General features: G+C 57.7%; 20 protein-coding genes and 3 pseudogenes. 6 read left to right on the forward strand and 17 right to left on the reverse strand.

Annotated features, from left to right (window positions below; all coding sequences use genetic code 11):
- Positions 1 to 10: 10 nt before the first annotated feature.
- A complete protein-coding gene (locus tag L901_RS10010) occupies positions 11 to 964 on the reverse strand; it encodes a sugar ABC transporter substrate-binding protein (RefSeq protein ID WP_059756117.1) in 954 nt (317 codons plus the stop codon).
- Positions 965 to 1,144: 180 nt separating this feature from the next.
- Here L901_RS10010 and L901_RS10015 point away from each other — a divergent pair, with 180 nt between their 5' ends.
- Positions 1,145 to 2,155, forward strand: a complete 1,011-nt coding sequence (locus L901_RS10015) for a LacI family DNA-binding transcriptional regulator (protein ID WP_183044082.1) — start codon at positions 1,145 to 1,147, stop codon at positions 2,153 to 2,155.
- 243 nt (positions 2,156 to 2,398) lie between these two features.
- Here the strand turns inward: L901_RS10015 and L901_RS10020 are convergent.
- The 6 genes and pseudogenes from L901_RS10020 to L901_RS10045 form a co-directional block, all read right to left on the reverse strand.
- Positions 2,399 to 2,861 (reverse strand): annotated as a pseudogene (locus L901_RS10020) (class I SAM-dependent methyltransferase); the annotation flags it as partial.
- Positions 2,862 to 2,899: 38 nt separating this feature from the next.
- A pseudogene (locus L901_RS10025) lies at positions 2,900 to 3,348 on the reverse strand (TetR/AcrR family transcriptional regulator C-terminal domain-containing protein); the annotation flags it as partial.
- A 44-nt stretch (positions 3,349 to 3,392) separates the two neighbouring features.
- On the reverse strand, positions 3,393 to 4,205 hold the full coding sequence (locus tag L901_RS10030; RefSeq protein WP_059756123.1) for an oxidoreductase: 813 nt from the start codon (positions 4,203 to 4,205) through the stop codon (positions 3,393 to 3,395).
- A gap of 232 nt (positions 4,206 to 4,437) precedes the next feature.
- Positions 4,438 to 5,025, reverse strand: a complete 588-nt coding sequence (locus L901_RS10035) for a glutathione S-transferase family protein (protein WP_059756200.1) — start codon at positions 5,023 to 5,025, stop codon at positions 4,438 to 4,440.
- 143 nt (positions 5,026 to 5,168) lie between these two features.
- The gene (locus tag L901_RS10040; protein ID WP_059756126.1) at positions 5,169 to 8,282 is read right to left on the reverse strand and encodes an efflux RND transporter permease subunit; all 3,114 of its coding nucleotides are present in this window, start codon (positions 8,280 to 8,282) and stop codon (positions 5,169 to 5,171) included.
- Positions 8,282 to 9,391, reverse strand: coding sequence for an efflux RND transporter periplasmic adaptor subunit (locus L901_RS10045; protein ID WP_059756128.1), 1,110 nt, complete (start codon positions 9,389 to 9,391; stop codon positions 8,282 to 8,284). The genes L901_RS10040 and L901_RS10045 overlap by 1 nt, the downstream gene beginning before the upstream one ends.
- 98 nt (positions 9,392 to 9,489) lie before the next feature.
- Between L901_RS10045 and L901_RS10050 the strand changes: the two genes are divergently transcribed.
- From L901_RS10050 to L901_RS10065, 4 genes are all read left to right on the forward strand, one after another.
- Positions 9,490 to 10,077 (forward strand): TetR/AcrR family transcriptional regulator, encoded by a 588-nt coding sequence (locus L901_RS10050; protein WP_059756130.1) that lies wholly within the window; start codon positions 9,490 to 9,492, stop codon positions 10,075 to 10,077.
- Between the two features lie 166 nt (positions 10,078 to 10,243).
- Positions 10,244 to 11,539 carry a beta-ketoacyl-ACP synthase II gene (gene fabF / locus L901_RS10055; RefSeq protein ID WP_059756133.1) on the forward strand — a complete coding sequence of 432 codons (1,296 nt, stop codon included), beginning with the start codon at positions 10,244 to 10,246 and terminating at the stop codon, positions 11,537 to 11,539.
- A gap of 51 nt (positions 11,540 to 11,590) precedes the next feature.
- On the forward strand, positions 11,591 to 12,598 hold the full coding sequence (gene ftsZ / locus L901_RS10060; RefSeq protein ID WP_059756136.1) for a cell division protein FtsZ: 1,008 nt from the start codon (positions 11,591 to 11,593) through the stop codon (positions 12,596 to 12,598).
- A 64-nt stretch (positions 12,599 to 12,662) separates the two neighbouring features.
- On the forward strand, positions 12,663 to 12,851 hold the full coding sequence (locus L901_RS10065; RefSeq protein ID WP_059756138.1) for a hypothetical protein: 189 nt from the start codon (positions 12,663 to 12,665) through the stop codon (positions 12,849 to 12,851).
- On the opposite strand, the gene L901_RS27380 is transcribed toward L901_RS10065, so the two are convergent.
- The 6 genes from L901_RS27380 to L901_RS10090 all read right to left on the reverse strand — a co-directional run bounded on the left by L901_RS27380 (position 12,792) and on the right by L901_RS10090 (position 18,817).
- The gene (locus L901_RS27380) at positions 12,792 to 13,055 is read right to left on the reverse strand and encodes a transposase (protein ID WP_245289636.1); all 264 of its coding nucleotides are present in this window, start codon (positions 13,053 to 13,055) and stop codon (positions 12,792 to 12,794) included. The genes L901_RS10065 and L901_RS27380 overlap by 60 nt on opposite strands.
- Positions 13,056 to 13,141: 86 nt before the next feature.
- Complete coding sequence (locus L901_RS10070) at positions 13,142 to 14,101, reverse strand: sugar phosphate isomerase/epimerase (protein ID WP_059756141.1); 960 nt, start codon at positions 14,099 to 14,101, stop codon at positions 13,142 to 13,144.
- Positions 14,098 to 15,102 carry a Gfo/Idh/MocA family protein gene (locus L901_RS10075; protein ID WP_059756149.1) on the reverse strand — a complete coding sequence of 335 codons (1,005 nt, stop codon included), beginning with the start codon at positions 15,100 to 15,102 and terminating at the stop codon, positions 14,098 to 14,100. The genes L901_RS10070 and L901_RS10075 overlap by 4 nt, the downstream gene beginning before the upstream one ends.
- A 110-nt stretch (positions 15,103 to 15,212) precedes the next feature.
- Positions 15,213 to 16,031, reverse strand: coding sequence for a sugar ABC transporter substrate-binding protein (locus tag L901_RS10080; RefSeq protein ID WP_245289637.1), 819 nt, complete (start codon positions 16,029 to 16,031; stop codon positions 15,213 to 15,215).
- Between the two features lie 204 nt (positions 16,032 to 16,235).
- A complete protein-coding gene (locus tag L901_RS10085) occupies positions 16,236 to 17,246 on the reverse strand; it encodes an ABC transporter permease (protein WP_059756155.1) in 1,011 nt (336 codons plus the stop codon).
- Entirely contained in the window at positions 17,246 to 18,817 is a 1,572-nt protein-coding gene (locus L901_RS10090; protein ID WP_059756156.1) for a sugar ABC transporter ATP-binding protein, read from the reverse strand. Before L901_RS10090 ends, L901_RS10085 begins: the two co-directional genes overlap by 1 nt.
- A 162-nt stretch (positions 18,818 to 18,979) precedes the next feature.
- Between L901_RS10090 and L901_RS10095 the strand changes: the two genes are divergently transcribed.
- The gene (locus tag L901_RS10095; protein WP_059756158.1) at positions 18,980 to 20,014 is read left to right on the forward strand and encodes a LacI family DNA-binding transcriptional regulator; all 1,035 of its coding nucleotides are present in this window, start codon (positions 18,980 to 18,982) and stop codon (positions 20,012 to 20,014) included.
- A gap of 712 nt (positions 20,015 to 20,726) precedes the next feature.
- On the opposite strand, the gene L901_RS10100 is transcribed toward L901_RS10095, so the two are convergent.
- From L901_RS10100 to L901_RS10115, 4 genes and pseudogenes are all read right to left on the reverse strand, one after another.
- Positions 20,727 to 21,746, reverse strand: a complete 1,020-nt coding sequence (locus tag L901_RS10100; protein WP_059756159.1) for a Gfo/Idh/MocA family oxidoreductase — start codon at positions 21,744 to 21,746, stop codon at positions 20,727 to 20,729.
- Positions 21,747 to 21,769: 23 nt separating this feature from the next.
- Positions 21,770 to 22,564 carry a TIM barrel protein gene (locus L901_RS10105; protein WP_059756162.1) on the reverse strand — a complete coding sequence of 265 codons (795 nt, stop codon included), beginning with the start codon at positions 22,562 to 22,564 and terminating at the stop codon, positions 21,770 to 21,772.
- Between the two features lie 84 nt (positions 22,565 to 22,648).
- Positions 22,649 to 23,437, reverse strand: a complete 789-nt coding sequence (locus L901_RS10110; protein WP_059756165.1) for an ATP-binding cassette domain-containing protein — start codon at positions 23,435 to 23,437, stop codon at positions 22,649 to 22,651.
- Positions 23,437 to 24,558, reverse strand: a pseudogene (locus L901_RS10115) (ABC transporter permease). Before L901_RS10115 ends, L901_RS10110 begins: the two are co-directional and overlap by 1 nt.
- Between the last annotated feature and the right edge of the window lie 74 nt (positions 24,559 to 24,632).

Below are 24,632 nucleotides of genomic sequence, written 5' to 3' on the forward strand. Positions count from 1 at the left end.
TCCATCCGGCCTAGCGGATGCCCTGGGAGGATTTTTCGATGACTGCGGCGGCCGTGTCCTTCTCGACGAAGCTTGGGCCGGAGGCAACGTTGCCCGCCGGAATGGTGCCGTAACGTGCGTTCAGCGCAAGAAATGTCACAGGTAGATAACCTTGCAGGAAAGGTTGCTGATCAACCGCAAAGAGTGCCTTCCCGTCCGCGACCGCCTTCAGAAAACCCGCCGACAGATCGTAGGATGCAACCTTGACCTTGTCGCCGACACCCAGCTTTTCGACGACTGCAACCGCGCGTTCGCCGACCAGCGGCGCAGAAAGGCCGAGAACAACATCCACCGAGGGATCTGAGGTGAGCGCCGCCTGAATCTTGGCTTCGATTTCCGCCGGGTCGGCTGTCGTCGGTAACACCGTTACCTTGCCGCCTGCAAAACCCTTTTCCGTTCCGGCGCAGCGCTGGTCCAGAGCCGCATTGCCCACCTCCTGGTTGACGCAAAGAACATGCTTCAAACCGAGAGACTTCAGCTTCTCCCCAACCTTGACGCCGGCAGGCAGTTCATCCTGACCGACATGCAGCCTGATACCGAGCTTTTCCGTGGCCGAGATGCCGGAATTCAGCGAGATGACCGGAATGCCCGCGGCAACTGCTTTTTCAATCGCTGGACCAAGGGCATCTGGGTCGGGATTGGAAATCACTATCCCCGCCGGGGTCTGGTTTGCAGCCGCATCGATGAGTTGACCCATCGCAACCATGTCGAAGGTCTCGGGCGCGCGATAATCGACCCGGACATTGCTGTCCTTGCCCGCCTGCATCATGCCATTTTTGACAATAGACCAGAAAGGATCGGACGCCTGACCGTGGGTGACCGCGATGATGGTCAACTGATCCTGCGCCCTGGCCGTTGCAGAGCATGACACGGCTATTCCGGCGACGAGTGCGCCATGGGCGAGTTTCCTGAGAATAGATTTCATGTGGTCCTCCTCCTTGTACCGGCCCACTCCTTAAGCCGGCAAAATGTGAATGCTACCGGGTGCAAATATCTTGCTACCGGGTGCAAACAGGTGCATCATAGCCGCGAATGGGTTAAAAGCAAGCGTTCATTTCATCGGAATCCGAAATGGAATGTTCGTTCCATTTCGGTCGGAGGCACTATGCGCAAGCGGGAAACAACCAGGAGAGCGACGGCAAAAGAGGTGGCGACCGCAGCCGGCGTATCGAAATGGACCGTTATCCGGGCTTTCACACCCGGCGCGTCGATCACCGAGGAAAGCAAACGGCGCGTGCTGGAATCGGCGGCTGCCCTGAATTACTCGCCAAATCTTCTTGCCCGGAGCCTTGCCACCAATCTGACCCATCAGGTCGCTGTCTTCGTCGATGATTTCGCCAATCCCCAGAAGCTGCCGTTTCTTGAAACGCTGACGGAGCGTCTGCAGGCCGCCGGCCTCGTTGCCATGCTCATCAACATCAATAACCACTTCGATCACGTGCACGCCCTGCTGCATGCCGACCAGCGTCAGGTTGACGCCATCATTCTTTTTGGCACCGCATTTCGCGATGAAACGTTGACAGACCGTCAGCTCGGCCACGGAATGCCGCCCATGTTCGTTCTGGCACGAGATAGCCAGATCGACGGCGTGCCCGCCGTCGTATGTGACGCCGAACTGGCGCTGAGAGACATCGTCAACCATTTATACGAACGGGGATATCGAAAGCCCGGCTTCATGAGCGGCGCGACGGCGCTTTCGACGGCGCTCAGACGCCGGCAGTACTTTACGGATTTCTGGGCGGAAAAAGGCGTCGGCGAGATCGAGCTCCTGTCTGCCGAAAAATACAGCGCCGCAGCGGGAGCAGCCTCCGTCCGCGAATATCTCTCGCAAACTGCACCTTCCGAACGCGTCGACGTCCTTATGTGTGAGAACGATATCCTGGCTTTCGGCGCCATGGATGAAATTCGCGGTAACTTCGGCCTGAGAGTGCCTGAAGACATGGCTATCGTCGGCTTCGACAATTATGAACTCGGAGGTTCACCCGCATACGGTCTCACCACGTATGAACAACCGCGCCACGAAATGGTGGAGGCCATCATCGGAATGATCACCGGAGCCATTGAAGCCGAAACAGTCACCTTGCCCGGTAAAATGATCGTCCGGAATTCCACGTGACAACAAAAAACTCCCGGAGCGTTTGCCACGGGAGTTTTGTTTTAATATTGGTTGCGGGGGCCTGAGTGCGCGGAGACTTGTAAATTGGCAAACATCCAACCGATCAACGACTTATCCGCAAGGTTTAGCTTTACGATCTCGCGGGCAAACGTCGATCCCTAGGCTGTAACAACAATCTTGGGATGATAAGCCGTCCATTCGCCAATCCATGTTGGCTTCAACGAAACGTTCAGCGTGTTCCCATTTGGCGATGTCGCGCCAGCAGACAAAAGCAACTCGCGCTCCCGGCGCGAGCGCGTGGCGCATATGGGTAAACGCCGCTGCAGCATCGTCAAAGAACATCACTCCAAACCGCGAGAACAGGATGTCGAAGGCGCCCTTAGGAAATTCGGTGCTGCTGGCGTCAGCCACTCATAACAGGACCGGTGTATCCTGCGCTAGCACGCGCGCTCTATCGATCAGTTCGGATATGTCCACGCCCAGCACATAGCCCTCCGCGCCGACGCGAGCGGCCAGATCTCGGCTGGACGCCCCCGCGCCGCAGCCGACTTCCAGCACGCGTTCGCCCGTGGCGGGCGCGGCAGCTTCGATCGCAGCCTGGCCGAATCGTGCCATCATGGCATCGAGCCGGACCTGATAGATGCCCCCAGGGCACCCCCCTCTGTCCTTTCCAGTCGGCAGTCTGATCGGCATTTTGCTCTGCCATGCTCACATCCTTCCTTTTCCGATCTGCTCTTAACCAGGCTATGCGTCCATGCGGTCGTTGCCACCGTGCGCGGCCATGAACATGGCGACGGCCGACCGGCAATAGGATTCGATTTCGTTGTCGTCCTCTGCTCTCGCCTCATCGAAGCGTGCGATAATCAGGAGATCAAAGCCTTTGAAAAGCGCGGCAAACAGGCGGGCAGACTGGACAGGATCAGGCACATTCAGAAGCACCTTCGCATGCAATTGACGCAGCAGGGCCTCAATTTGGGCGATCATATGGGCGGGACCGGCTTCGTAATGGATCTTGCTCAACGACTTTTGACATCGGCCGTGACCATGGCTTCGACACTGCGAACGTCCGGGCGCAACAGCTTGCGAAACAGGGATGATCCCACCGCCATGAGCTGATCTTCGGCCGAACCGTCGACGCCTTCAAAAAGGACATGCGGCATTAATGGATGGCAGCGGGCTGCAAATGCTGCGCCGTACGCCCTACTTTCTTCTTGTGGCGCGCGAGTTCCGCGAATGCTTACGGCCGGGAGAGCCCAAACGTCTTCCTGATGCCGCTATCCAATGCCTTGGCTGGAACAAATCGTTTCAGGCGACTGAGAAGCGTAGCCTGCTTTCCAACCGGCCTGCGCATTTTGTGAGGGCCTGTGATCGCTGCCATGATTTCGGCAGCGACAGTCTGAGGACTGCTTGCTGTCCTAATGGCGGAAAGAACGGCCTCATTGGATTTGGCTAATTGGTGAGCGTAGTCGTCAATGCGCGTCTCCGTCCGCTTCGCATTGACATCGAGACTTGTCCTCGTGAACGTCGGCTCAAGCAGGACAGAGCGAATGTTGAATTGCCGAACTTCGTGGTCAAGCGTTTCAGATAGTCCCTCCAGGGCATGCTTGCTGCTGGCATAAAGGCCCATATAAGGTGCGGGGAGGAAGCCGAGGACCGAGCTGACATTGACGATCAGACCGGAGTTCTGCTGCCGCATCGCAGGCAATACCGCTCTTATCATGCGCAGTGGGCCAAAGAGATTGGTTTCAAAAAGGGCCTTCGCCTCATCGTCCGACGTGCTTTCGACCGGCCCGACAAGAGAGACGCCTGCATTGTTCACCACGACATCAATCCGACCTGAACGGGACAGAACCCAATCGACGAATTGCCTCACCGACTCGTCATTGTCCACATCGAGACGTCCGTACTCAACACTAGGAACCGGTCCACTTTTGTCCGGATTGCGTGATCCTGCAAATACCTTGAACCCATTCTGTGACAGCAACCTCACGGTCGCCTGCCCTATACCGGAGGATGCTCCGGTCACCACAACAATCTTGTCTGTGGACATCTACGCTCTCCAAAATTAGCGTTGGATTAGAAATCAATTTAGATTTCGTTTGTAATCTATAACTCAGTTAGATTGCAAGCGAAATAAAACGCATTTGCAGAAATTGAGGAGGCGGATGGTCAGTCCACACGACACATGGGTGAGTCGTCTCGACGCAGGAAACATCGGTCGAGTTAATGCGGCGGTTCTCGCCTGAAGAGTAACAGGTGTGACGGATGCTTATGGCGTCAAGTCACGCCGTTCGCCTGTCCGCTGGTGGATTGTCCAGCGCACGCTGGAACGCGGACCGTTGCTCGCCTCTTTCGACGTAGTCCTGCAAGCCAGGGCTATCCAGCAGAATATCAGAGTGCTTGAGCGGCCGCAGTACGCTCACCATAATGAGATCACCGGCGCTGAACTGAGCCCCCTCAAGCCACTCTTTCCCTCCAAGCGTATCGCCCAGTTGCTGGAGCCGCTGACTGAGATGACCAACGCTGCCGGAGGCGATACAGGGTTCGATCGTATTAACCGCTGCAAACATCCACATGACGGAACGCGAGCGCGCATTCGCTTCATCGGGAAGGAGGCCGGCGAAACGCTGTGCTATGTGAAGCACGATCGCACCGGATTCGAAAAGAATGAGATCGCCCTCCTGGTAGATCGGCATCTGGCCGAACGGCTGCATTTCCAGATATTCGGGGCGGCGCATCTCGGAAAAAGTCAGGTGCCGTAGAGTGTAAGGCTGTCCGACTTCCTCAAGAGCCCATCTTACACGCATATCGCGGTGGTATCCTCTGCCCCCATCCGGAGGATTTTTAAAAATTGAGACGATAGGGTTCATGTAAAGGCTCCTCATTGGCAGGATTGAAGCGGGACGAAGACATGGCTTCCGAAAGGGTTCAGTGGGCACACAAAACACACGCCACTCTCGCCAAAGCAGTATGACCCCTCCGCAGCATCATCTGCTGCGGAGGCGCGGGTTGGCTATTCCGCAGCAAGCGAATGTTGAGCTGTTTCCGTATTCCCGTGCTCCGTCGGATGCATTTCTGCCTTGGGCGGCTTGACGCGGAACCATGCAGCATAGAGTGCCGGCAGGAAGAGCAGGATGATGAGCGTGCCCACCGCCGTTCCGCCGATAAGCGTGTAGGCCATCGAACCCCAGAAAACCGAATGCGTCAGGGGAATGAAGGCAAGGACCGCGGCAAGCGCTGTCAGGATGACGGGCCTCGTTCGCTGCACCGTGGCTTCAATCACGGCATGATAGTCGTCCAGACCCGCGGCCTTGTTCTCCTTGATCTGCTCGGTGAGGATCAACGTGTTGCGCATGAGGATGCCCGCCAGGCCGATAAGACCCAGGATCGCGTTAAACCCGAAAGGCTGGTTGAACAGGATCAGGGTCGGCACGACGCCTGCAAGACCGAGCGGTGCCGTCAGCATCACCATCGTCATCGTCGACAGGCTGCGGACCTGAAGGATGATGACGATCAGGGTCGCTGCGATCATCAGTGGGAACACCTTCACCAGGGCAGTATTCGCCTTGAGTGATTCCTCTATATTGCCACCCATCTCGATCGTGTAACCAGCGGGCATAGATGCAATGAGCGGCTGAAGAGAGGTCATCACCTGTTGCGAAACCTCCGGCGGTTGGGTCGCCTCGTTAATGTCGGATCGGACCGTCACCACAGGCGTTCTGTCACGACGCTTGAGGATCGGCTCTTCGAAGCGCACCTCCGTGTGGCCGATCTGATCGAGCGGGATCGCACGGCCGTCTCTTGTCACGAGCGAGAAGTCGGCTAGCCTTGCAGGATCGAGGCGGATTTCACCGGCACTTCTCGCCACGACAGGAACGTTTCGGATGTTCTCACGAACTTGCGTGACGGGAACACCACTCAGCAGGAGCTGTATCTGCTGGGCAGCCTCGGCGGACGACATGCCGATGAGGTTCAGGCGATCCTGATCAGGAACGAACCGGACAACAGGTGTACGGTTACCCCAGTCACGGTTGGCATTTCTGACGTCAGGTACCGAGCTCATGAGAGCAAGTGCCTGCTCGGAGATTTTGTACAGCTCTTCGGCGTCCGGTCCTTTGATCCGAAACTCGACGGGGAATGGCGTGTAGGGGCCAAAGACGAGTTGCGTCACACGGACGAATGCCTCGGGCGCCAGCCCTTGCGCAACGGCTTCCCGCAGACGCAGTTTCAGCGCCTCACGCTCATGTGCGTCGGATGTCAGCACAACGATCTTCGCAAAGGCAGGATCGGGCAGTTCGGGCGCCATGGCGAAGAAAAAGCGGGGCGCACCCTGGCCGATGTAGCTGGTCGCGATCTTCGTTTCGGGCTGCTGCTTCAACCAGGCCTCGAGCTTCTTGACCGTGGCTGTCGTCGTTTCGATGCTCGTGCCTTCAGGCATGCGAACTTCGACAAGAACCTCAGGGCGGTCCGATGTGGGGAAGAATTGCTGCTTCACCGCGCCCATCCCGACGACCGACAGCGCCATGACGACGCCGACCACGGCACAGGTCAGGAACTTGTGCTTGACGGTGAATTCGATCGCACCGCGCAGGCGTCTGTAGTTCGGCGTATCGTAAATCGCATGATGACCGCCTGCTACCGGCTTGATATCGGGCAACAGCTTTACACCGAGATAGGGCGTGAAGATCACCGCCACGAACCAGGAAACAATCAGTGCGAAACCGACGATCCAGAAGATGTTACCGGCATATTCACCCGCCGCAGAGGCGGCAAAACCGACGGGCATCAGGCCGATTATGGTCACAAGCGTGCCCGACAGCATCGGTGCCGCAGTATGGCTCCAGGCATAGGCAGCCGCCTTGATGCGGTCCATGCCCTCTTCCATCTTCACGACCATCACCTCGATGGCGATGATGGCGTCATCGACAAGCAGGCCAAGTGCCAGGATCAATGCACCGAGCGTGATGCGGTCGAAGAACCGCCCCGTCTCGAGCATGATGATGAAGACCACAGCGAGCGTCAGCGGAACGGCCAGAGCCACGACGATGCCCACCCGCCAGCCGAGCGCAATGAGACTGACGAAGAGCACGACGCCGAGGGCCATGGCGAACTTCACCATGAATTCACCCACCGCCGCGTCAATGTTGACGGCCTGATCGCTGACCTTCGTCAGTGTTATGCCAAGGGGTAATGACTGTGCAATCTGGCCGGAGCGTTGCTCTAACGCCTTGCCAAGCTCCAGACCATTCCAGCCCTGCTGCATGACCACGCCGAGCATGATGGCCGGCTCGCCGTCATGACGGATGACATAGCTTGCCGGCTCCTGATAACCCCGGCGTACCTCAGCAATATCGGAAAGCTTGAACGCACGGCCGGAAGCGACGATGGGCGTATCAGCGATAGACTGAATACTGTCATAGGCACCGTCGAGACGAATGAAGACCTGCGGACCCTGCGTATCTATCGAGCCAGCGGGCGTAACGGTATTGCGCCGTTGAAGCGCTGCGGCAATGTCCTGAGGTGATATGCCGAGCGTAGCGAGCTTCTCGTAGGAGAACTCTACGAATATCTGCTCCGGCTGTTCGCCGAGAATGTTGATTTTCTTGACGCCGGGAACATGAAGCATGTCCTGCCTGATCTTTTCGGCTTCCCGGACGAGATCACGCATCGGCATGCCCTGCGCCTTGAGAGCGTAGAGGCCGAAGCTGACGTCGGAATATTCGTCGTTCACGAACGGTCCCAGAACACCCTGCGGCAGGTTTCTGGCTTCATCGCCGAGCTTCTTGCGCGCCTGATAAAATTCTTCAGCGACGGCGCTTGGCGGCGTATTGTCCTTGAGCGTGACGGTAAGATAGGCAAAGCCGGGACGCGTCGTTGTCTCGACCCGGTCGTACCAGGCCAATTCCTGAATGCGCTTCTCCAGCGGCTCGGCAACGAGATCCTGCATCTCGCGCGCGGTTGCGCCCGGCCAGACAGTCGTGACCGTCAACGTCTTGATGGTAAAGGAGGGGTCTTCAGCGCGTCCCAGCTTGACGAAGGCATAGACGCCGGCAAGCGACAGAAGGACGATGAAGAACAGCGTCACGGCGCGTTCGCGAACCGCAAGGGCGGACAGATTGAGGTTCATCAGTTTGCCGCCTCTTTTGTAGCAACGCTGGTGCGAACTTGCGCTCCATCCTTCAGAAGATGTGCGCCAAGCGCAACGACCTCCTCTCCCGGCTTGACATTAGTGACAACCACATTCTCTTCGCTCACCCGCTCCACTTTCACATCACGAAACTTCACGACGGACGATTGCTGATCGATCACCCAGACGCCCGTCCGCGTCCCGTCATCCAACAGAGCGCCTATCGGCAGTTCCGCATGATTCTGCACATCCCTGTTCTCGATTTCGATGGTGACGGTCGCCCCCAGGGGCGCATTTGCAGCATTCCCTTCGAGCACCCAGCGCGTTTCATAGGTGCGGGTCTGCTGATCGGCAGAATCGGAAATCTGGCGCAGCTTGGCCTTTTCTGCATCGTTTCTGCCATAAACCGATGCGGAAGCCTGAGCTCCGATTTCAGGACGCATGGTTTCGGGAAGCCAGACAATCGCTTCGCGCGGACCAGACTTTGCGAGCCGGACAACCGGCTGCCCGGCGGTTACCACCTGGCCCGGTTCACCGAGCGTCTCGACAATGGTTCCATCTGCATCGGCAACAAGAACTGTATATCGGGCCTCGTTTTCGGCAACATTTGCCTCAGCCTGAGCGGCAGCCAACTGTGCCGTCGCCGTATCCAGCAGGGCCTTCGATCGTTCATATTGCTGCGTCGAGGCGGCAGAGGTCTTCACCAGCACGGCGAAGCGTTTCTCATCGGCTTTCGCTTGGACAAATGTCGCCTGTGCCGCAATGACGGCGTTTCGCTTGGCGGTCAGAGCAAGGCGAAGATCGGTCTCGTCAAGCCTCATCAATGGCTGTCCGGCGCTTACCTGCTCCCCGACGTCGACAAAACGTTCAACGATCTTGCCGGGAACGCGAAAGCCGAGATTACTCTGGACCCGGGCACCAACGGTCCCGGTAAAGCTGCTGCTCGAATTGCCAGGAAGCCTGGCCGTCGCGAGGTTGACCAGTGGCGCCAAGGTCCGGGGATCGGCAGCCTTTGCCTCTGGTGCCTGCGCCGGAAGCAGCAGTGCCGCGGCTCCGCCTGCGGCCAGCGCCAGCACTGCTGCTGCAGTGACAACAAGTTTCCGTTTCATTTCATCGTCCCTTCTTGACGGCTTGTTCAAAAATATTAGATTGCATCTTAACTCTAAAAGGCATATAGATGTCAAATGAAATCTAATTGGAGGTCCACATGAGAGTGAGCCGCGTACAGGCAGAGGAAAACCGGGAACGGGTAATCAACGTCGCCAGCCGGTTGTTTCGAGAGCATGGATTCGACGGGATCGGCCTGAAAGACCTGATGAAGGGTGCAGGCCTCACCCAGGGTGGATTCTACAAGCAGTTCGCATCCAAGGACGATCTTGCGGCGCTCGCATCACGGCGTGCTCTCGAGAGCGCCACGAGGAGGTGGTCTGACGCCGCAGCAGACACGTCAGATCCGCTGGCATCGATCATCAGGTTCTACCTCTCCAAAGATCATAGCGGCGAGAAGGCAGAAGGATGCCCGCTTGTTGCTCTCGGCTCCGACGCTGCGCGTCAAACTGCCGAAGTTCGGCGCCCGTTTGAGGATGGTATCCGAGCGCATTTCCAGGTGCTCGAAGAACTCATCGGAGAGGGTGACGATAGAGCTCGAAGCGGAAAGGCCATGGCAATATTGTCCATGATGGTCGGTGCGGTGACGCTGTCCCGGATCATCGAGGATGAACCGCTATCGACGAGTGTACTCGATGCGGCAGCGAGCGAGGTCCGGCGCATTGCTGGCCGCGATGGTAGCGACTAACGGACAGATTTTGGGCATTCGTCGTCAATAGCTGTCACAGCTCAGCGAAAGCCGCACGCGTATCAGAAGAGTATAGCGCAAACCGCATGTCCCAAGTTTACGACCAGTCATTCGGTCGGATGCCGAAGGCATGCCAAATTTTTGATCATAGACAGGTGGAATGCAAATGCGTCGTGTCGTTGTAACAGGAATGGGAGCCGTCAGCCCCCTTGGTGCAAATGTCGATGTCTCCTGGTCGCGGCTTCTTGCGGGCAAAAGCGGGATCCGTCGGCTGGGTGACGACATCGTCGGGGATTTGCCTTCAAAAATCGGAGGCGTGGTCCCTTCTCTGGCTGAAGATCCTGAAGGAGGTTTCGATCCTGACCGGACACTGCCCTCGAAGGATCAACGAAAGGTCGACCGCTTCATCATCTTTGCGCTGGCAGCGGCGGAAGAGGCTTTGGCCCAAGCGAACTGGAAGCCAGCTTCCGAAGAAGAAAAACTGAGAACGGCGACAATCATCGCATCGGGCATCGGTGGCTTTCCCGCGATAACGGAGGCGGTGCGTACCGTCGACCAACGCGGTGTCCGCCGCCTTTCGCCATTCACCATTCCATCCTTTCTTGTGAATCTCGCCGCCGGACAAGTCTCTATCCGGCATGGCTTTAGAGGCCCGCTGGGAGCCCCGGTGACGGCATGTGCCGCCGGCGTTCAGGCGATTGGCGATGCAGCACGGCTGATCAGATCCAATGAAGCCGACATTGCGGTTTGCGGTGGCACCGAGGCCTGTATGAACATTGTCAGCCTTGGTGGTTTCGCGGCGGCAAGATCACTATCGACAGGCTTTAACGAGACCCCGGCCAAGGCGTCACGTCCTTTCGACACCGCGCGCGACGGCTTCGTGATGGGTGAAGGCGCAGGCATCCTCGTCATTGAAGCTTTAAGCCACGCCCTCGCCCGCGGTGCGACGCCGATAGCAGAACTCGTTGGATATGGAACGACGGCCGACGCCCATCACATTACCTCCGGTCCGGAAGATGGAAGCGGCGCCCGCAGGGCAATGCAAATCGCCATCGCCCAGGCGGGTATCGCGCCGCACGAAATCGGCCATCTAAACGCACATGCGACTTCGACCCCGGTTGGAGATCTCGGAGAGCTCAGAGCGATCAAGAGCCTGTTCGGCCAAAGGAAGTCGATCGCGGTCAGCGGCACGAAGTCGGCGACGGGGCACCTGCTGGGGGCCGCCGGCGGCCTTGAGGCTATTTTTACGATCCTGGCGCTCCAGCACCAGATCGCGCCCCCGACCTTGAATCTCAGTTCACCGGACCTTGAGGCCAATGGCATCGACTTTGTCGCAAACGATGCCCGACCCCTCGATGTTGAATATGCGATATCCAATGGCTTCGGCTTCGGTGGCGTCAATGCCAGCGCAGTGTTTCGACGCTGGCCGAGGAGAGGCAATCGTACGCCATTAGCTGATTAACCCCCGCGCATAATCCCCTTTGAACAAAGTCTCCACCAGGACGCTCCCACCATGCAACCAACGACTATCGTTTCAGCGCCCGGCATAACGCTCCTCAAGCCAAGGATTGCCGTCATCGGCGTCGGCGGTGGCGGCGGCAATGCTGTCAACAACATGATCATGCACGATCTCGAGGGCGCGGAGTTTATCGTTGCGAACACCGATGCCCAGGCTTTGTCCATGTCAAAAGCACCACGGCTTATCCAGCTTGGCCCGACCGTCACGGAAGGACTTGGTGCCGGGTCATTGGCCGATATTGGACAGGCGGCCGCCGAAGAGTCGATTGACGAGATCATGGATCACCTCCACGGAACCCATATGTGTTTCGTGACGGCGGGCATGGGGGGCGGAACGGGAACAGGTGCCGCACCGGTTATCGCCCATGCTGCGCGCAAGGCAGGCATACTGACGGTCGGCGTCGTCACCATGCCCTTCACATTCGAAGGTACCCAGCGAATGCGAACAGCGCGGCAGGGGATCGAGCGTCTCAGCGAATGCGCAGATACGGTGATCGTCATCCCCAATCAGAACCTGTTCCGGGTTGCCGATGCGAAGACGACCTTCGCGGATGCATTCGAAATGGCAGATCATGTGCTGCATGCCGGGGTCAGTTCCGTCATCGATCTGATCGTCAAGGAAGGATTGATCAATCTCGACTTCGCCGATGTAAGGTCAGTCATGCGTGACATGGGCCGAGCGGTCATGGGCACGGGCGAGGCAACGGGAGACGCCCGCGCCCGACATGCCGCCGAGGCAGCGATTGCCAATCCGCTGTTCGATGAAGCGCCCGTCAGGGGAGCGAAAGGCCTTCTCATCTCGATCTCCGGCGGACCGGACATGACCCTTTTTGATGTCGACGAAGCCGCGACACGTGTTCGCGAGGAAGTCGATGACGACGCCAATATCGTCGTCGGCGCGACATTCAATGACGCGCTTGAAGGGCGGCTGAGAGTTTCAGTCGTCGCCACAGGTTTGAGGAAACCGGCAGAGGTGATCCGCCTTTCGGAGCGAATGGCGTGATGCTCGCTCATACTGTGGGCCTGCAAGCGCCGATTTGTAAAATTGATGGCCATGGAGATTTGAAATGTTGAAGCGTTTTCGAGAAATATGGCGATCGTGGGAAGATGCCGTCCTGGGTATCGACGATCCGCAGGGAGACTCCCTCATCGCGCTGGAAAAACGGCTGGCCCGGCTGGAGACCGAAGTGGCTGGATTAAAGGCACAGCCCCACGAGGAGGTAGTGCGGGAAGACGGCGCCGAAAATAAAGGGTGATGGCTGTATAAACCGGCTCAGTTCCGCGTGGAAACCAACAGATAAGTTTACAGTGCCCTTGCGACGCCACCCATAAAGCTGCGAGGGATCCAGGCCTTCAGACCGGGCAACCGCCGCGACATTCGCCCCAGGCTGCAGCGTCGCGGCGACGATCCGTGCCTCTTCGTCATCCGACCAGGCACGCGGCTTGCGCCGTCTTCGCACGGGCTCCGCGGTCAAAACCTCAATGGTTAGAGGGTGGATGCCGCCGGCAGCGAATTGATCTTGAGCAGGGGTCCGACTGGCGACGCCTAGATCGCCTGTGGTTTGAAGTCGCTCTTGGCGACTGGCATGACGGCTTGGAGCAGTGCCACAGACTTCTCCAGACCTTCCAGGCTGTTCAGAAGGACGTCTTCATGCTCGATGGAAAGCCAGCCGTCGTAGCCTGCCATCTTCAGCCTGTAGCAGAATTGCCGCCACCATTCCTCTCCGTGGCCGAAACCGAGCGTGATATAGGACCAGCTCCTGGCGGGAATATCCATCAGGCTTCCATTCTCCAGGAGGCTGCCTACGGCCTGTTTCGGGGAGTTCAGGAATGTGTCCTTGGCATGGACGTGATAGACGGCTTCGCCGAGCGCTTCCGCCGCCACAAGAGGATCGGCACCCATCCAGAAAAGATGGGAGGGGTCCAGGTTTGCACCGATGACCGGGCCTACCGCCTCACGCAGCCTGAGCAGGGACGGAACGTTATAGACGCACTGGTTGCCATGAAGTTCCAGCGCGATGCGTTCGACCCCGTGTTCTTTTGCCAGCGCAGCGATCCTCGTCCAGTACGGGATAAGTTTCTCCTCCCATTGATACCGGAGTATGGCCTGCGTTTCGGGAGGCCAGGAGGAAACCACCCAGTTCGGCATGGTGTCCGTTGCGTTTCCGGCGGGGAGGCCCGACATGGAGCAGACAGTACTAATCCCGAGCTCGCCGGCCGCTCGGATCGTATCCTCAAGCCCCTGCCCTTGCGCGGGGTCAGTCGGATGCAACGGGTTTCCGTTGGCGTTGAGGCTAATGACCTCCAGTCCACGGTCAGCGAAGGATGCGAGGAAGTCCTTCCGCACGTTGCCGTCCTTCAATATCCCCGGCAGATCAAAGTGCGGAGCGGTGGACCAGCCGCAGGTGTTGACTTCTACTCCGGAAACCCCGAGCCGGCGGGCATGGTCGAGCATCTCATCGAACGGCAGGCCGCCCAGACTGTCTGAAACAAAACCCAGCTTCATGCGTAGAACTCCGGCTTCATGATCATCTCCACGGGCATCTTGTGTCCCTTGTTCAGCGCTTGCACCCCCGCCTCGGCGACGACGGCGGCGCAGTACCCGTCCCAGCTGCTGGACGCCGTCTCTGGGAACAAGCCGCTCTCCGCAAAGCGCAGGAATGCCCTGTTCTGACGCCGGTAGGCCTCATGGTAGCGGCCACGCCAGTCGGCCTCGTAACTCGTGCTCTGTCCCAGATCGCGGTCCACCCGCGTGTAGTTCACCGGGTTCATCGCTATGGTCGCCTTTTCGCCCACCAGTTCGGCGCGAACATCGTAGCCATAGGCTGCGTTGTTGTTGATCTCGATGTTGACAAGCTGGCCATCCGCCGTCTCAAGCACCATATGAACGGGCGCGACGAGGGAGTCGGAGCGCTTCGGCTGGAACGCAGAAATCGAAATGTATTCGGTGCCAAGGACATGGCGCACCACGTCGAATTCATGGGGTGCCGAATTGGTAATAGCCATCGCACCGGTAAAGTCGGCAGCCGGGGTCGCCACGTTGCGGTGGAAGTTATGCATCATGAGGGCTCGGCCGATCGCGCCATCCTGCACGGCTCGCTTCATCTCGACGTACGACTGATCGAAGCGGCGCATGAAGCCAAGCATGATGAAGCGTTCACCAGCCTGCTCCTCCGCCTTGAGGATATCGAGGCACTCCGATGACGATTGCGAAAGGGGCTTTTCACAAAGGACCCGCTTGCCCGCCTTGATGCAGGACAACGAAAGGGTCGCGTGCGTAAAGTCCGGGCTGGCGATGATGATCGCATCGACGTCCTGTCGTGCCGCGATACCATCCGGATTCACATCTACATCGCGAGCGCCGTAGCGGTCAGCGACTTTCCTCGCCCGATCAGAGTCCATGTCGCACACGACCTGGAGCGTTGCGCCCGGCAGATCTTCCGCCACGATCTTTGCATGGTCTGCCCCCATCAATCCCGCCCCGATGATTGCGATCCTGGTACTCATTTTCTATGATCGTCCTGTAACTGATGAAAGGGATGGCCGGCGCAAGCAGAGCACCGGCCTGTATCGTTGCGTGCCGGGCCTCGTTTCCCGACGCGCTTCCCTTGGGAGGGTTATTTCTTTGCGTACTGATCAACGTTTTGCTTGGTGATCGAAGCAAACGGAACCAGCTTTTCCGCCGGCGCCTGTTCGCCCTTCTTCAGGCCCTCAACAACCTCAAAGGCAGCCTTGGCCTGCCCTGCTGCATCCTGGAAGATCGTCTGGGACATCGTGCCGGCCTTGATGGCGTTAAGCGCGTCGGCCGTGCCGTCGACGCCCGAGATCAGTACGCCCTTAAGGCGATTGGCTCCCTGCAGGGCTTCGAGAGCACCAAGCGCCATCTGATCGTTGGCAGCGACGATGGCATCGAAGTTCGGGAAGCTCTGGATCCAGTCTTCCGTGACCTTCATGCCCTCGGCGCGATCATAGTTGCCCGATAGGCTTGCGAGCGTCGTAACATCCGATCGGCCGAGCGCATCCTCAAACCCCTTCTTCCGCTCCTGCGTGTGGGAGAGACCCGGCGTGCCTTCGAGATAGAGAATCTTCGCATCTTTCGGCAGATTCGCCTTCATGTATTCGCCCTGAAGACGGCCGGCATCGATGTTCTTTGAACCCACAAATGTATATTTGCCGCCAGCAGACTGGATCCCGAGAGCGATCACGGGAATGCCCGCCTCATTGGCCTTCTCAACTCCAGGCACAATGCCCTGATAGTCGACCGGCACGACAACGATGGCATTGACCTTCTGCGCGATGAAGTTATCGATCTGGTCGAGCTGCTTGCTGACATCGTTATTCGCGTCAGAGAAATTGACCGTCACTGCCGGGTCAGATTTGGCAGCCTCGATGAAGGCGTTCTTACGTGCCATGACGAACACGTCGGTGTCGGCCATGTTGGCATAACCGACGACAAACTTGTCGGCTGCTGTTTCGGCGGTTGCGGCGGTTGCGGAAAGCGCGGCCAGAGAGACTGCGCAGGCGAAAGCAAATTTTGCGATAATTTTCATGGTTTCCTCCCAAAGGGTGTGTGTTGGTGCAGGGGCGGAAATCCCGCCGACACAGAGTTATTTCCGGGACCGAAGGTCCCTGGAACGGGTTTATGCCTTCTTCTTGCCGCGGGCTGATTTCGTCCAAACATCAAGGATCACCGCGATCGCAATGATCAGACCCTTAATGATCTGCTGCCAGTAGGAGCTGACATTCATGAGATTGAGGATGTTGTTAATAACGCCGATGATCATGGAGCCAATGATCGTACCGGTGATGGTTCCGGTCCCCCCCATCAGACTGGTACCACCGACAACCACGGCCGTGATCGCGTCAAACTCATAGCCAACGCCGCCTGCGGGCTGGCCGGAATTGATGCGCGACATCAGAACAATGCCGGCGACGGCACAGAGGACGCCATTGAAAATGAACGCCTTGATGACGATGCTGTCGGGGTTGATTCCAGAGGCAAGTGCGGCGCGCTGATTCCCGCCGACGGCATAGACGTATCGACCGAACTTAGTTTTGTTGAGCAGAAGCCACGACAGGACGACCACTACCGCCAGAATGAGCACGGAGATGGGGACTGGGCCTAGTGAACCCTGTCCTATGATCTTGAAGTCACCGAGGCCAGTTACGGGCGATCCGCCCGTATAGAGCAGTACGGTTCCACGTGCGACCGTCGTCATGGCAAGCGTCATAATGAACGAGGGGATTCGGAAGAACGTGATTACGAAGCCGTTGATCGTGCCAGTTATGACACCCACGACAAGACCGGCTGCCACCGCAAGTACGATGCTGCCGGTCATCGACATCACGCTTGCCGCGATTACCCCGCAAAGAGCAAGAACCGAGCCGAGGGAAACGTCAATATGCCCCAGGATGATGACGAAGGTGATGCCACAGGCCAAAAGACTGACAACGACCACCTGTCTCAGAACGTTAGTGAGATTTGCTTCCGTCAAAAACGTCGGGCTCAACATCGAGGCCAAGATGCAGATGCCGACGAAGATCAGGACGGTGCCGTACTTGCGGTAGATCTGGGAGAAGCTCATCTCCCGTAGACCCCGCAACACCCGTCCCTCCCGCTTTTCTGCTCCTGCTACTGGATCTATACTCATCAATGTCCTCCCGTGGCGAGGCGCATGATGCTTTCCTGCGTCGCCTCGCTCCTTGTAAGTTCACCGGTCACCCGGCCTCCGCTCATCACCACCACGCGGTCACTCATCCCGAGAATTTCGGGCAGCTCGGATGAGATCATGATGATCGCGAGCCCTTGGCGGGCGAATTCGGTCATGAGCTTGTGAATTTCCGATTTGGATCCCACGTCGATCCCGCGCGTAGGCTCATCGAGAATGAGAAGCTTCAGATCGCCCAGCAGCCATTTCGCAAGAACGATCTTTTGCTGGTTGCCGCCGCTCAAGTTCTCCACAGTCATCGCTGTGTTGGGCGTTTTGATCTGCAGCATCTTGATCATGCGCTGCGCAGCGCTTTCCTCCTGCCGTTTGCTGATGAACAGCCGCGAGGTGAACTTCTGGAGGTTTGCCAAAGAGATATTTTCGCCCACGGACCGGCACAGAACCAGGCCCTCCGACTTGCGATCCTCGGACACCATGGCAATGCCGCTGGCGATCGCGTCCCTCGGCGAGCCAAGCTTCAAAGCAGCGCCGTTCAGTCGGACCACTCCGGCGTCGGCGCCATCAAGTCCAAAAATCACGCGTGCGACCTCGGTTCGGCCGGCACCTATGAGACCCGATAAGCCTACAATCTCGCCAGCACGAACATTGAAGCTCACGTTTTCGAAGACGTCGTGGCGGGTCAGGTTTTCGACCGACAGGACGACCTCACCGATCGGCACTTCTTCTTTGGGAAATACCTCGGAAATCGTCCGCCCGACCATCTGAGAGATAAGCGTGCCTGTATTGTATTCACTAGCCGGTCCCGCGGCGATATATTGACCGTCGCGCATGACGGTAATGTCGTCGGCTATCTGGAAGATCTCATCCATCTTGTGCGTGATATAGATGATGGCGACACCAGCGGCTTTCAGCTCGGCGATCTGCCGGAAGAGCATCGCGACTTCGGTGTCGCTGATTGCTGATGTCGGCTCGTCCATGATGACAAGAGAGGCTTCGCGCGAGATTGCCTTGACGATCTCGACGAGTTGCATGGTCGCGATCGACAGTTCGCGCATTTTCATTTCGGGGCTGTAACGCAGGCCTACGCGGGCGAGCAGGACCTTTGTTTCGTTGTTCATCCTGTCGAAGTCGACGAACTTGGACAGAAGCCCGGTTTCGGCGCGGACAGGTTCGCGACCGAGAAAGATGTTTTCGGCGATCGTCATATCGAGCACCGGGCTAAGCTCCTGATGTATCATGGAAATGCCGCGATCGAGTGCCGCTGCAGCATTCTGATGATCCAGCTTTTCGCCCCGAAAATAGATCTCGCCGCCATCGATCGCGTACATACCGCTCAGAATCTTCATAAGGGTCGATTTGCCCGCGCCGTTCTCGCCAACGAGCACGTGCACGGTGCCGGCACGGACCTGGAGGTTCATCTCGTCAAGCGCGAGCACACCGGGGAAGGCCTTGGTGATCGACCGCATCTCAAGGACAAAGTCGTTTTCGTCATTTATAGGCGCGCGAGCGCCGTCGCCGCCCGACAGCGGCGCCACCTTCAAGGTCGCGGACATGAAAGGTTTTCCTCCAAATGAAAGGACTCTCCCAAGTCCTCTCTGCCTTAACGGCGGTATTTCATGACGAACAAATCACTAAAACTGACCTGATTGTCAACTTATGGATGGATTTTACTCTCAAATACTCTCATAATTAATTTCATTTTATGAGAGGCTTCGATGTCCCGACCGACGATCCCAGATCTTGCCAAAGCTGCCCGCGTGAGTATCTCAACGGTCGATCGCGTTTTGAATGGCCGCGACCCAGTCCGCTCGCAGACCGCCGAGCGGGTTCTCAATGCCGCCCGGGAGATAGGCTATCACGGAGTCACGGCGATTGAGCGGCGGTTGGAACACGACAAGCCAGTTATCAAGTTCGGTTTCCTTCTCAAGCAGTCGCATCGAAAGCTTTACCAGATGTGGGGGGAGCTGCTGACGGCGGCCGTAGAAGCTTTTCCGGATGCGCATGGGCGACCGATCGTGAGGTTTATGAACGATCTCGCACCAGACAAAGCTGCAGAGGCAATCTACTCCCTCAGCCGGGAGGCCGACGTGATTGGGATAATTACGTCAGATCATCCGCAGGTGAACCACGCCGTAGACGGTCTTGCCGCCGAAGGCATTCCCGTCGTGACGATGATCTCCGACCTCTCAACTGCCGCGCGCGCGGCCTATGTCGGCAACGACTGCGTCAAGAAGGGTCGGACCGCGGCTTGGTTCATAGCGGGACTCAATGCCAACGGCGGCAAGGTCGCTGTCTTCGTTGGTAGCCATAGGTATTTGGCCCAAGAGCTTAACGAAATGGGATTCCGGTCGTATTTTCGAGAAAGCGCGCCCGGCTTTCAAATGCTGGAAACGGTCGCCACTCTTGAGGAACCCGAAATCGCATATGAAGCCACTTGCCGTCTTCTCCAAACCGAACAGGATTTGGTCGGACTTTACGTCGCCGGCGGCGGCATCACCGGCGTGATGCAAGCCCTTCGCGAGAACGGCGGGCCTGTGGCAGAACGCCTGGTCGTCATTGCTCACGAGCTGACGAATGAAACGAGGGCAGGTCTTGCGGAGGGGTTGATCAAGGTGGTCCTATCCCATCCTGCAAGGCTACTGGCGGAGACTCTGGTCCGAGCCATGGCAGAAGCGCTTGACGCTGATAGACCAACGACTCTTTCTCAGCACATTATTCCCTTTGAGTTTTATTCTGCGACAAACATCTAGCGCAACATTGATTGCTGGCACCGGCGATGATCCGTCCGCGTCGCAATCCGCGGGTTGCGTCGGACACTTTTTATGCAAGCGCGTGACCACCAAAGCGGTAAACCGGGCCCTTCGGGCCGATCGCCTCGACGTTTCGGGGCTGGTCAGTGTCTTGCCCTTCAGTCGCACAGTTATCGACTCTCCGCACTCGGAGCTGAAGGTAAGCAAATGTGTCCGAGACAAGCCGTGAAGTTTCCGAATATCCGAGCGGCGAGACACGAGCCAACAAACTCGGCAATAGCAGCTTTCCCTCACGGTAGGTGTACTGCGAGACTCAGGAATCGATATCCTATCTGTAGGTTGCGTTGAGTTTCACGTGCTGCCGGAAAACGCGTCTGAATTCGCGGTAACTCTCAAACCCAAGATAGATCGCCAACCGAACCACCGTCGATTGGGTGACGGAACAACAAACAGCAAGGGAATTTGCTGTCCCGAAGGCGACGACTTCCGGGCAAGCGATAGCAGTTCGCGCTACTCTCTCTTGATGGCTCGATAGCCTCAAGCTTTTGACCTCAAGCATGTTTCTCAAATCAAATACTGTTTTGGGCTTCTGAACTGTTGATTTCGTTGCCATGACGATTGTCTTTCGCCCCGCCGATGCGTTTCTGAGTGGCTGATTTTTCCAATACCTATGTGATGGCAGGAGCAATATCGGCCCCTGCCATCTATGCCTTCAAATCACAGGAACCGGCTGTTTTTTCGACACGGATTCAATCGCAGCAAGTGCAATCGCCAGAGCGTTGCGAGCATCAGCTCCTGTTGGTGCATTCTGAACAACGCCGCTACGAACCGCATCGACAAAGGAAGCAAGCTGCGCCGTATAGGCCTGAACGAAGTGGTCCGTATCGCGCCGCCATGTGTCGTTGGATACGCCAGTAGCGTCGAACAGCGTCATGCTAGAACGTCGTACGTCGCCCATCGCAACCATTCCGCCGGAGCCGAATACTTCGCCGCGAATATCGTAGCCGTACATTGCAGAGAAGTTTGCTTCCGCAACCGCGATCGAGCCGTTGTCAAAACGAATATTGACGACGGCGGTATCGAGGAAGCCTGTATTGCGTGCGTCCGAGCGAACCAGCGCATCTGCCATTGCGAACACTTCTACAGGCTTTGCGCCGGCGTTCAACCAAAGCAGGGTGTCGAAGTCGTGGATCAACGTTTCATAAAAGATGGTCCACAAAGGAATCCTGCCTGGGTCGCCGCCGAACGGACCAGGATCACGCGTTAGCGACCGGATGAGTTGAACTGCGCCGACCTTTCCGGCATCGATCGCTTCGCGGCCTTCGGCAAATGCCTGGTCCCAGCGACGATTAAAACCGACCTGCAGCGGAACGCCTGCGGCCTTTGCGGCTGCAATGCCGCGGTCCGCATCTTCAAGCGTGAGCGCCATTGGCTTCTCGCAGAATATCGCCTTGCCGGCCTCCGCAGCCTGCACGAGGATATTGGTGTGAAAGCGTGCGGGTGTCGCAATGATGACCGCATCCAGACCGGGGTGAGAAAGCACTTCTGCAACGTCGGTGTAAGAAGCGTCGGCGCCCAGCCTCTCCGCAAGCTTTGCAGCGGCTCCGGGGGCGGGGTCGGCGACGGCTATCAGCTCCGCGTCCACGAGCCTTTTTGCGACACTCTCACCATGAAACGAACCGATGCGCCCTGCCCCGATAAGTCCGACGTTGACTGTTTTGACCTTGGTCATGATTTTTAGTCCTGTTTTTGAAATCAGAGAGTGAAGGCTTCGCGGAAGGCAGCAAGCGCGGCGTCAGCATCTCCGGATGCCCATGCTTCCATCCCGATCGGGCCGGAGTAGCCCATGTGGCTCAGGGCTCTTGCGATCCCCTTCCAGTTCACTTCGCCGGTACCCGGCTCAAATCGCCCGGGTACATCGGCCACCTGAATCTCACCGATCCACGGCAGGCTCCTGCGGCAAAGTTCGATCAGGTTCCCCTCACCGATCTGCGCGTGGTAGAGGTCCAGGTTCAAACGCAGGCGCGGATGGTCGATGCTCGATACGAGTGCCAACGTGTCTTCGGCGCGCCCGAACGGAACGCCGGGGTGATCGACGGGAAGATTGAGGTTTTCCAGCGTGAAAACCACGTTTTCTTCTTCCGCGAGGTCGACGACTCGGCGTAGCGTATCCTGAGCCTTCAGCCACATGGCTCCCGTGACGACCTCGACAGGCTGAATCGGTAGTCCACGATCCCCGAGGCCAGTGCCGTGAAGGTTGAGGCGCTGCACGCCAAGACGTTTACCGATCTGAGCTGTTTCGCGCGCGGTTCTCAAAAGTTCGGCTGCACCTTCTTCATCCGTAAGGCGCCCGGTCAGGTAACCGTTCATAATTGTGAAGGTCGCACCTGTGGCTTCGAGCTTGGCGATGTCGTGCTCTGGCCAATTCCAGAGGCCCACGCCAAATCCCTGCTCCTTCAATCGGGAAGCGCGCCATTCGATAGGCTTGTCCCGCCACAGCATCTCCGCGCAGGCGGCTAACGGAAACGGGGTGTTATTCGTACTGCTCATTTGGGGTGGTTCCCTGGATTTTGGATATGACTGTCCCAAGGCCCGGCGAACGCGCCGGGCCAAAATTCATGTTTCCAAGTGTCTTCAGATGGTGCCGCCCAGCTCCGCGGAGATCGACTGGAGCTCTTTGCCGCCGGCCATCAGGTTCTGCAGGCCATCGAGGCTGATTTCATGTTTGGCAAATGTGCCAAGCGTCTTTCCCCTGTTCAGAGCTGTAAAACGGTTGCCGACGGCAAAAGCGTGTCGGACGTTGTGGGTAATGAAAATCACGCCCAGACCTTTGCGACGAACCTGATCGATGTACTTCAGGACCATCGAGGTTTGCGCAACACCGAGTGCAGATGTCGGTTCATCGAGAATGAGGACTTTCGCCCCGAAATACACGGCGCGTGCGATCGCCACGCATTGACGTTCGCCACCGGAGAGCGTGCCGACGGCCTGCCCGGGTTCACGAACATCGATGCCGATTCTCTTCATTTCTTCGCTGGTCACGCGATCCGCGAATTCCATGTCCATGTATTTGAACGGACCGAAGCCCTTCAACGGCTCGCGACCCATGAAGAAGTTTCTAGTGACAGACATCAGCGGGATCATCGCCAGATCCTGGTAGACGGTAGCAATCCCGGCATCGAGCGCGTCTCTTGGCCCCGTAAAGAGATGTTGTTTCCCCTCGACGAGGAAGTCGCCGGATGTCGGTCTGTGAACGCCGGCAAGAGTATTAATCAGAGTTGATTTTCCGGCTCCGTTATCTCCGAGGAGGCACAGAACCTCTCCTGCGTGAACACTCAGCGAAACGCCGTTGAGTGCGATAATCGAGCCGAAGTGCTTTACGAGGTTCTTGACCTCGACGAGTGGTGTCTGGGTCGTGCTCATCAGCGTTCTCCCGTCACACGCTTGCGAATGATGTTGTTGAAAATAACGGCAGTCAGCAGCATGCCTCCGAGGAAGACGAGGTACCAATCCTGGTCGATTGACGTATAGGTGAGGCCGATCAAAACCATGCCGAAGACGATCGATCCGAAGAACGCACCGATTGCCGAACCATATCCGCCAGTCAGGAGACATCCGCCGATGACGGCCGCGATGATGGCTTCGAATTCCTTCTGAAATCCCCGTCAGGCGTCCGTTGAACCCGCATCGAGCACGGTAAGAATCGCGACAAGCGTGGCGCACATGGCGGTGATGATAAAAAGGGTGGTCTTTACGCGCGCGACAGGAACACCCGACTTGCGCGCTGCCTTCGGGTCGCCTCCGGATGCAAAGATCCAGTTTCCAAACCTCGTGCGAAGCAGAACCCAGGTCGCGACGAGTGCAATCAGCACAAACCAGAGGATTTCTACGGGGATACCGGGAACTTTCGGCGTTCCGTTCGGGAAGGTCTCAATAATCCCGGCATTTCCGAGCCATGTAAACAGGCCCGGGAATGCATCACCCGAAAACAGCGGCGCAAGGGGACTGTCCGCCACAGCTTCCCTCATCCCACGAAGCTGGGTTGAACCACCGCTCGCCCATTTCAGCCCGACGAGTGTAAGGCCGCGAAGAATAAAGAGAAACGCGAGCGTTACTATGAACGATGGAAGCCCGGTGCGCATGGTGAGTTGGGCATTGGTGACACCGATGACCACGGCGAAAGCAAGCGCGATCAAGATCGCGACGCTGAGCGGAAGATTAAGGACGACGAGGGCCGTGCCGAAAACCAGCCCCGCGAACGCGACCATCGAGCCGATCGACAGATCGAACTCGCCGCCGATCATCAAGAGTGCCGCGCCAACCGCAAGAATCCCCAGCTGAGCAGCTGGCGCCATGAAGTTTACAACGCCTGCAAGTGTGAACATGGCGGGGTTGGCGGTCAGTATGAAAAATATTGTGACGAGCACCAGTCCTGCGACTGCGCCGAGTTCCGGACGTCGCGCGAGCGCGGTCAGAGTCGAAACCTTTTTCAGGCGCTCGTCGGATCGAGTCGGCGACCCGTTCTGTTCGTTTGCCAGCGTCATGGTCGTACCTCAGATGTAAGTTGTTTTACGTGCGCCATCGGCTGCCGTTCACGCGTCCTGCGGATCGGATGTCT

Source organism: Agrobacterium sp. D14, assembly GCF_001526505.1.
GTDB lineage: Bacteria > Pseudomonadota > Alphaproteobacteria > Rhizobiales > Rhizobiaceae > Agrobacterium > Agrobacterium leguminum.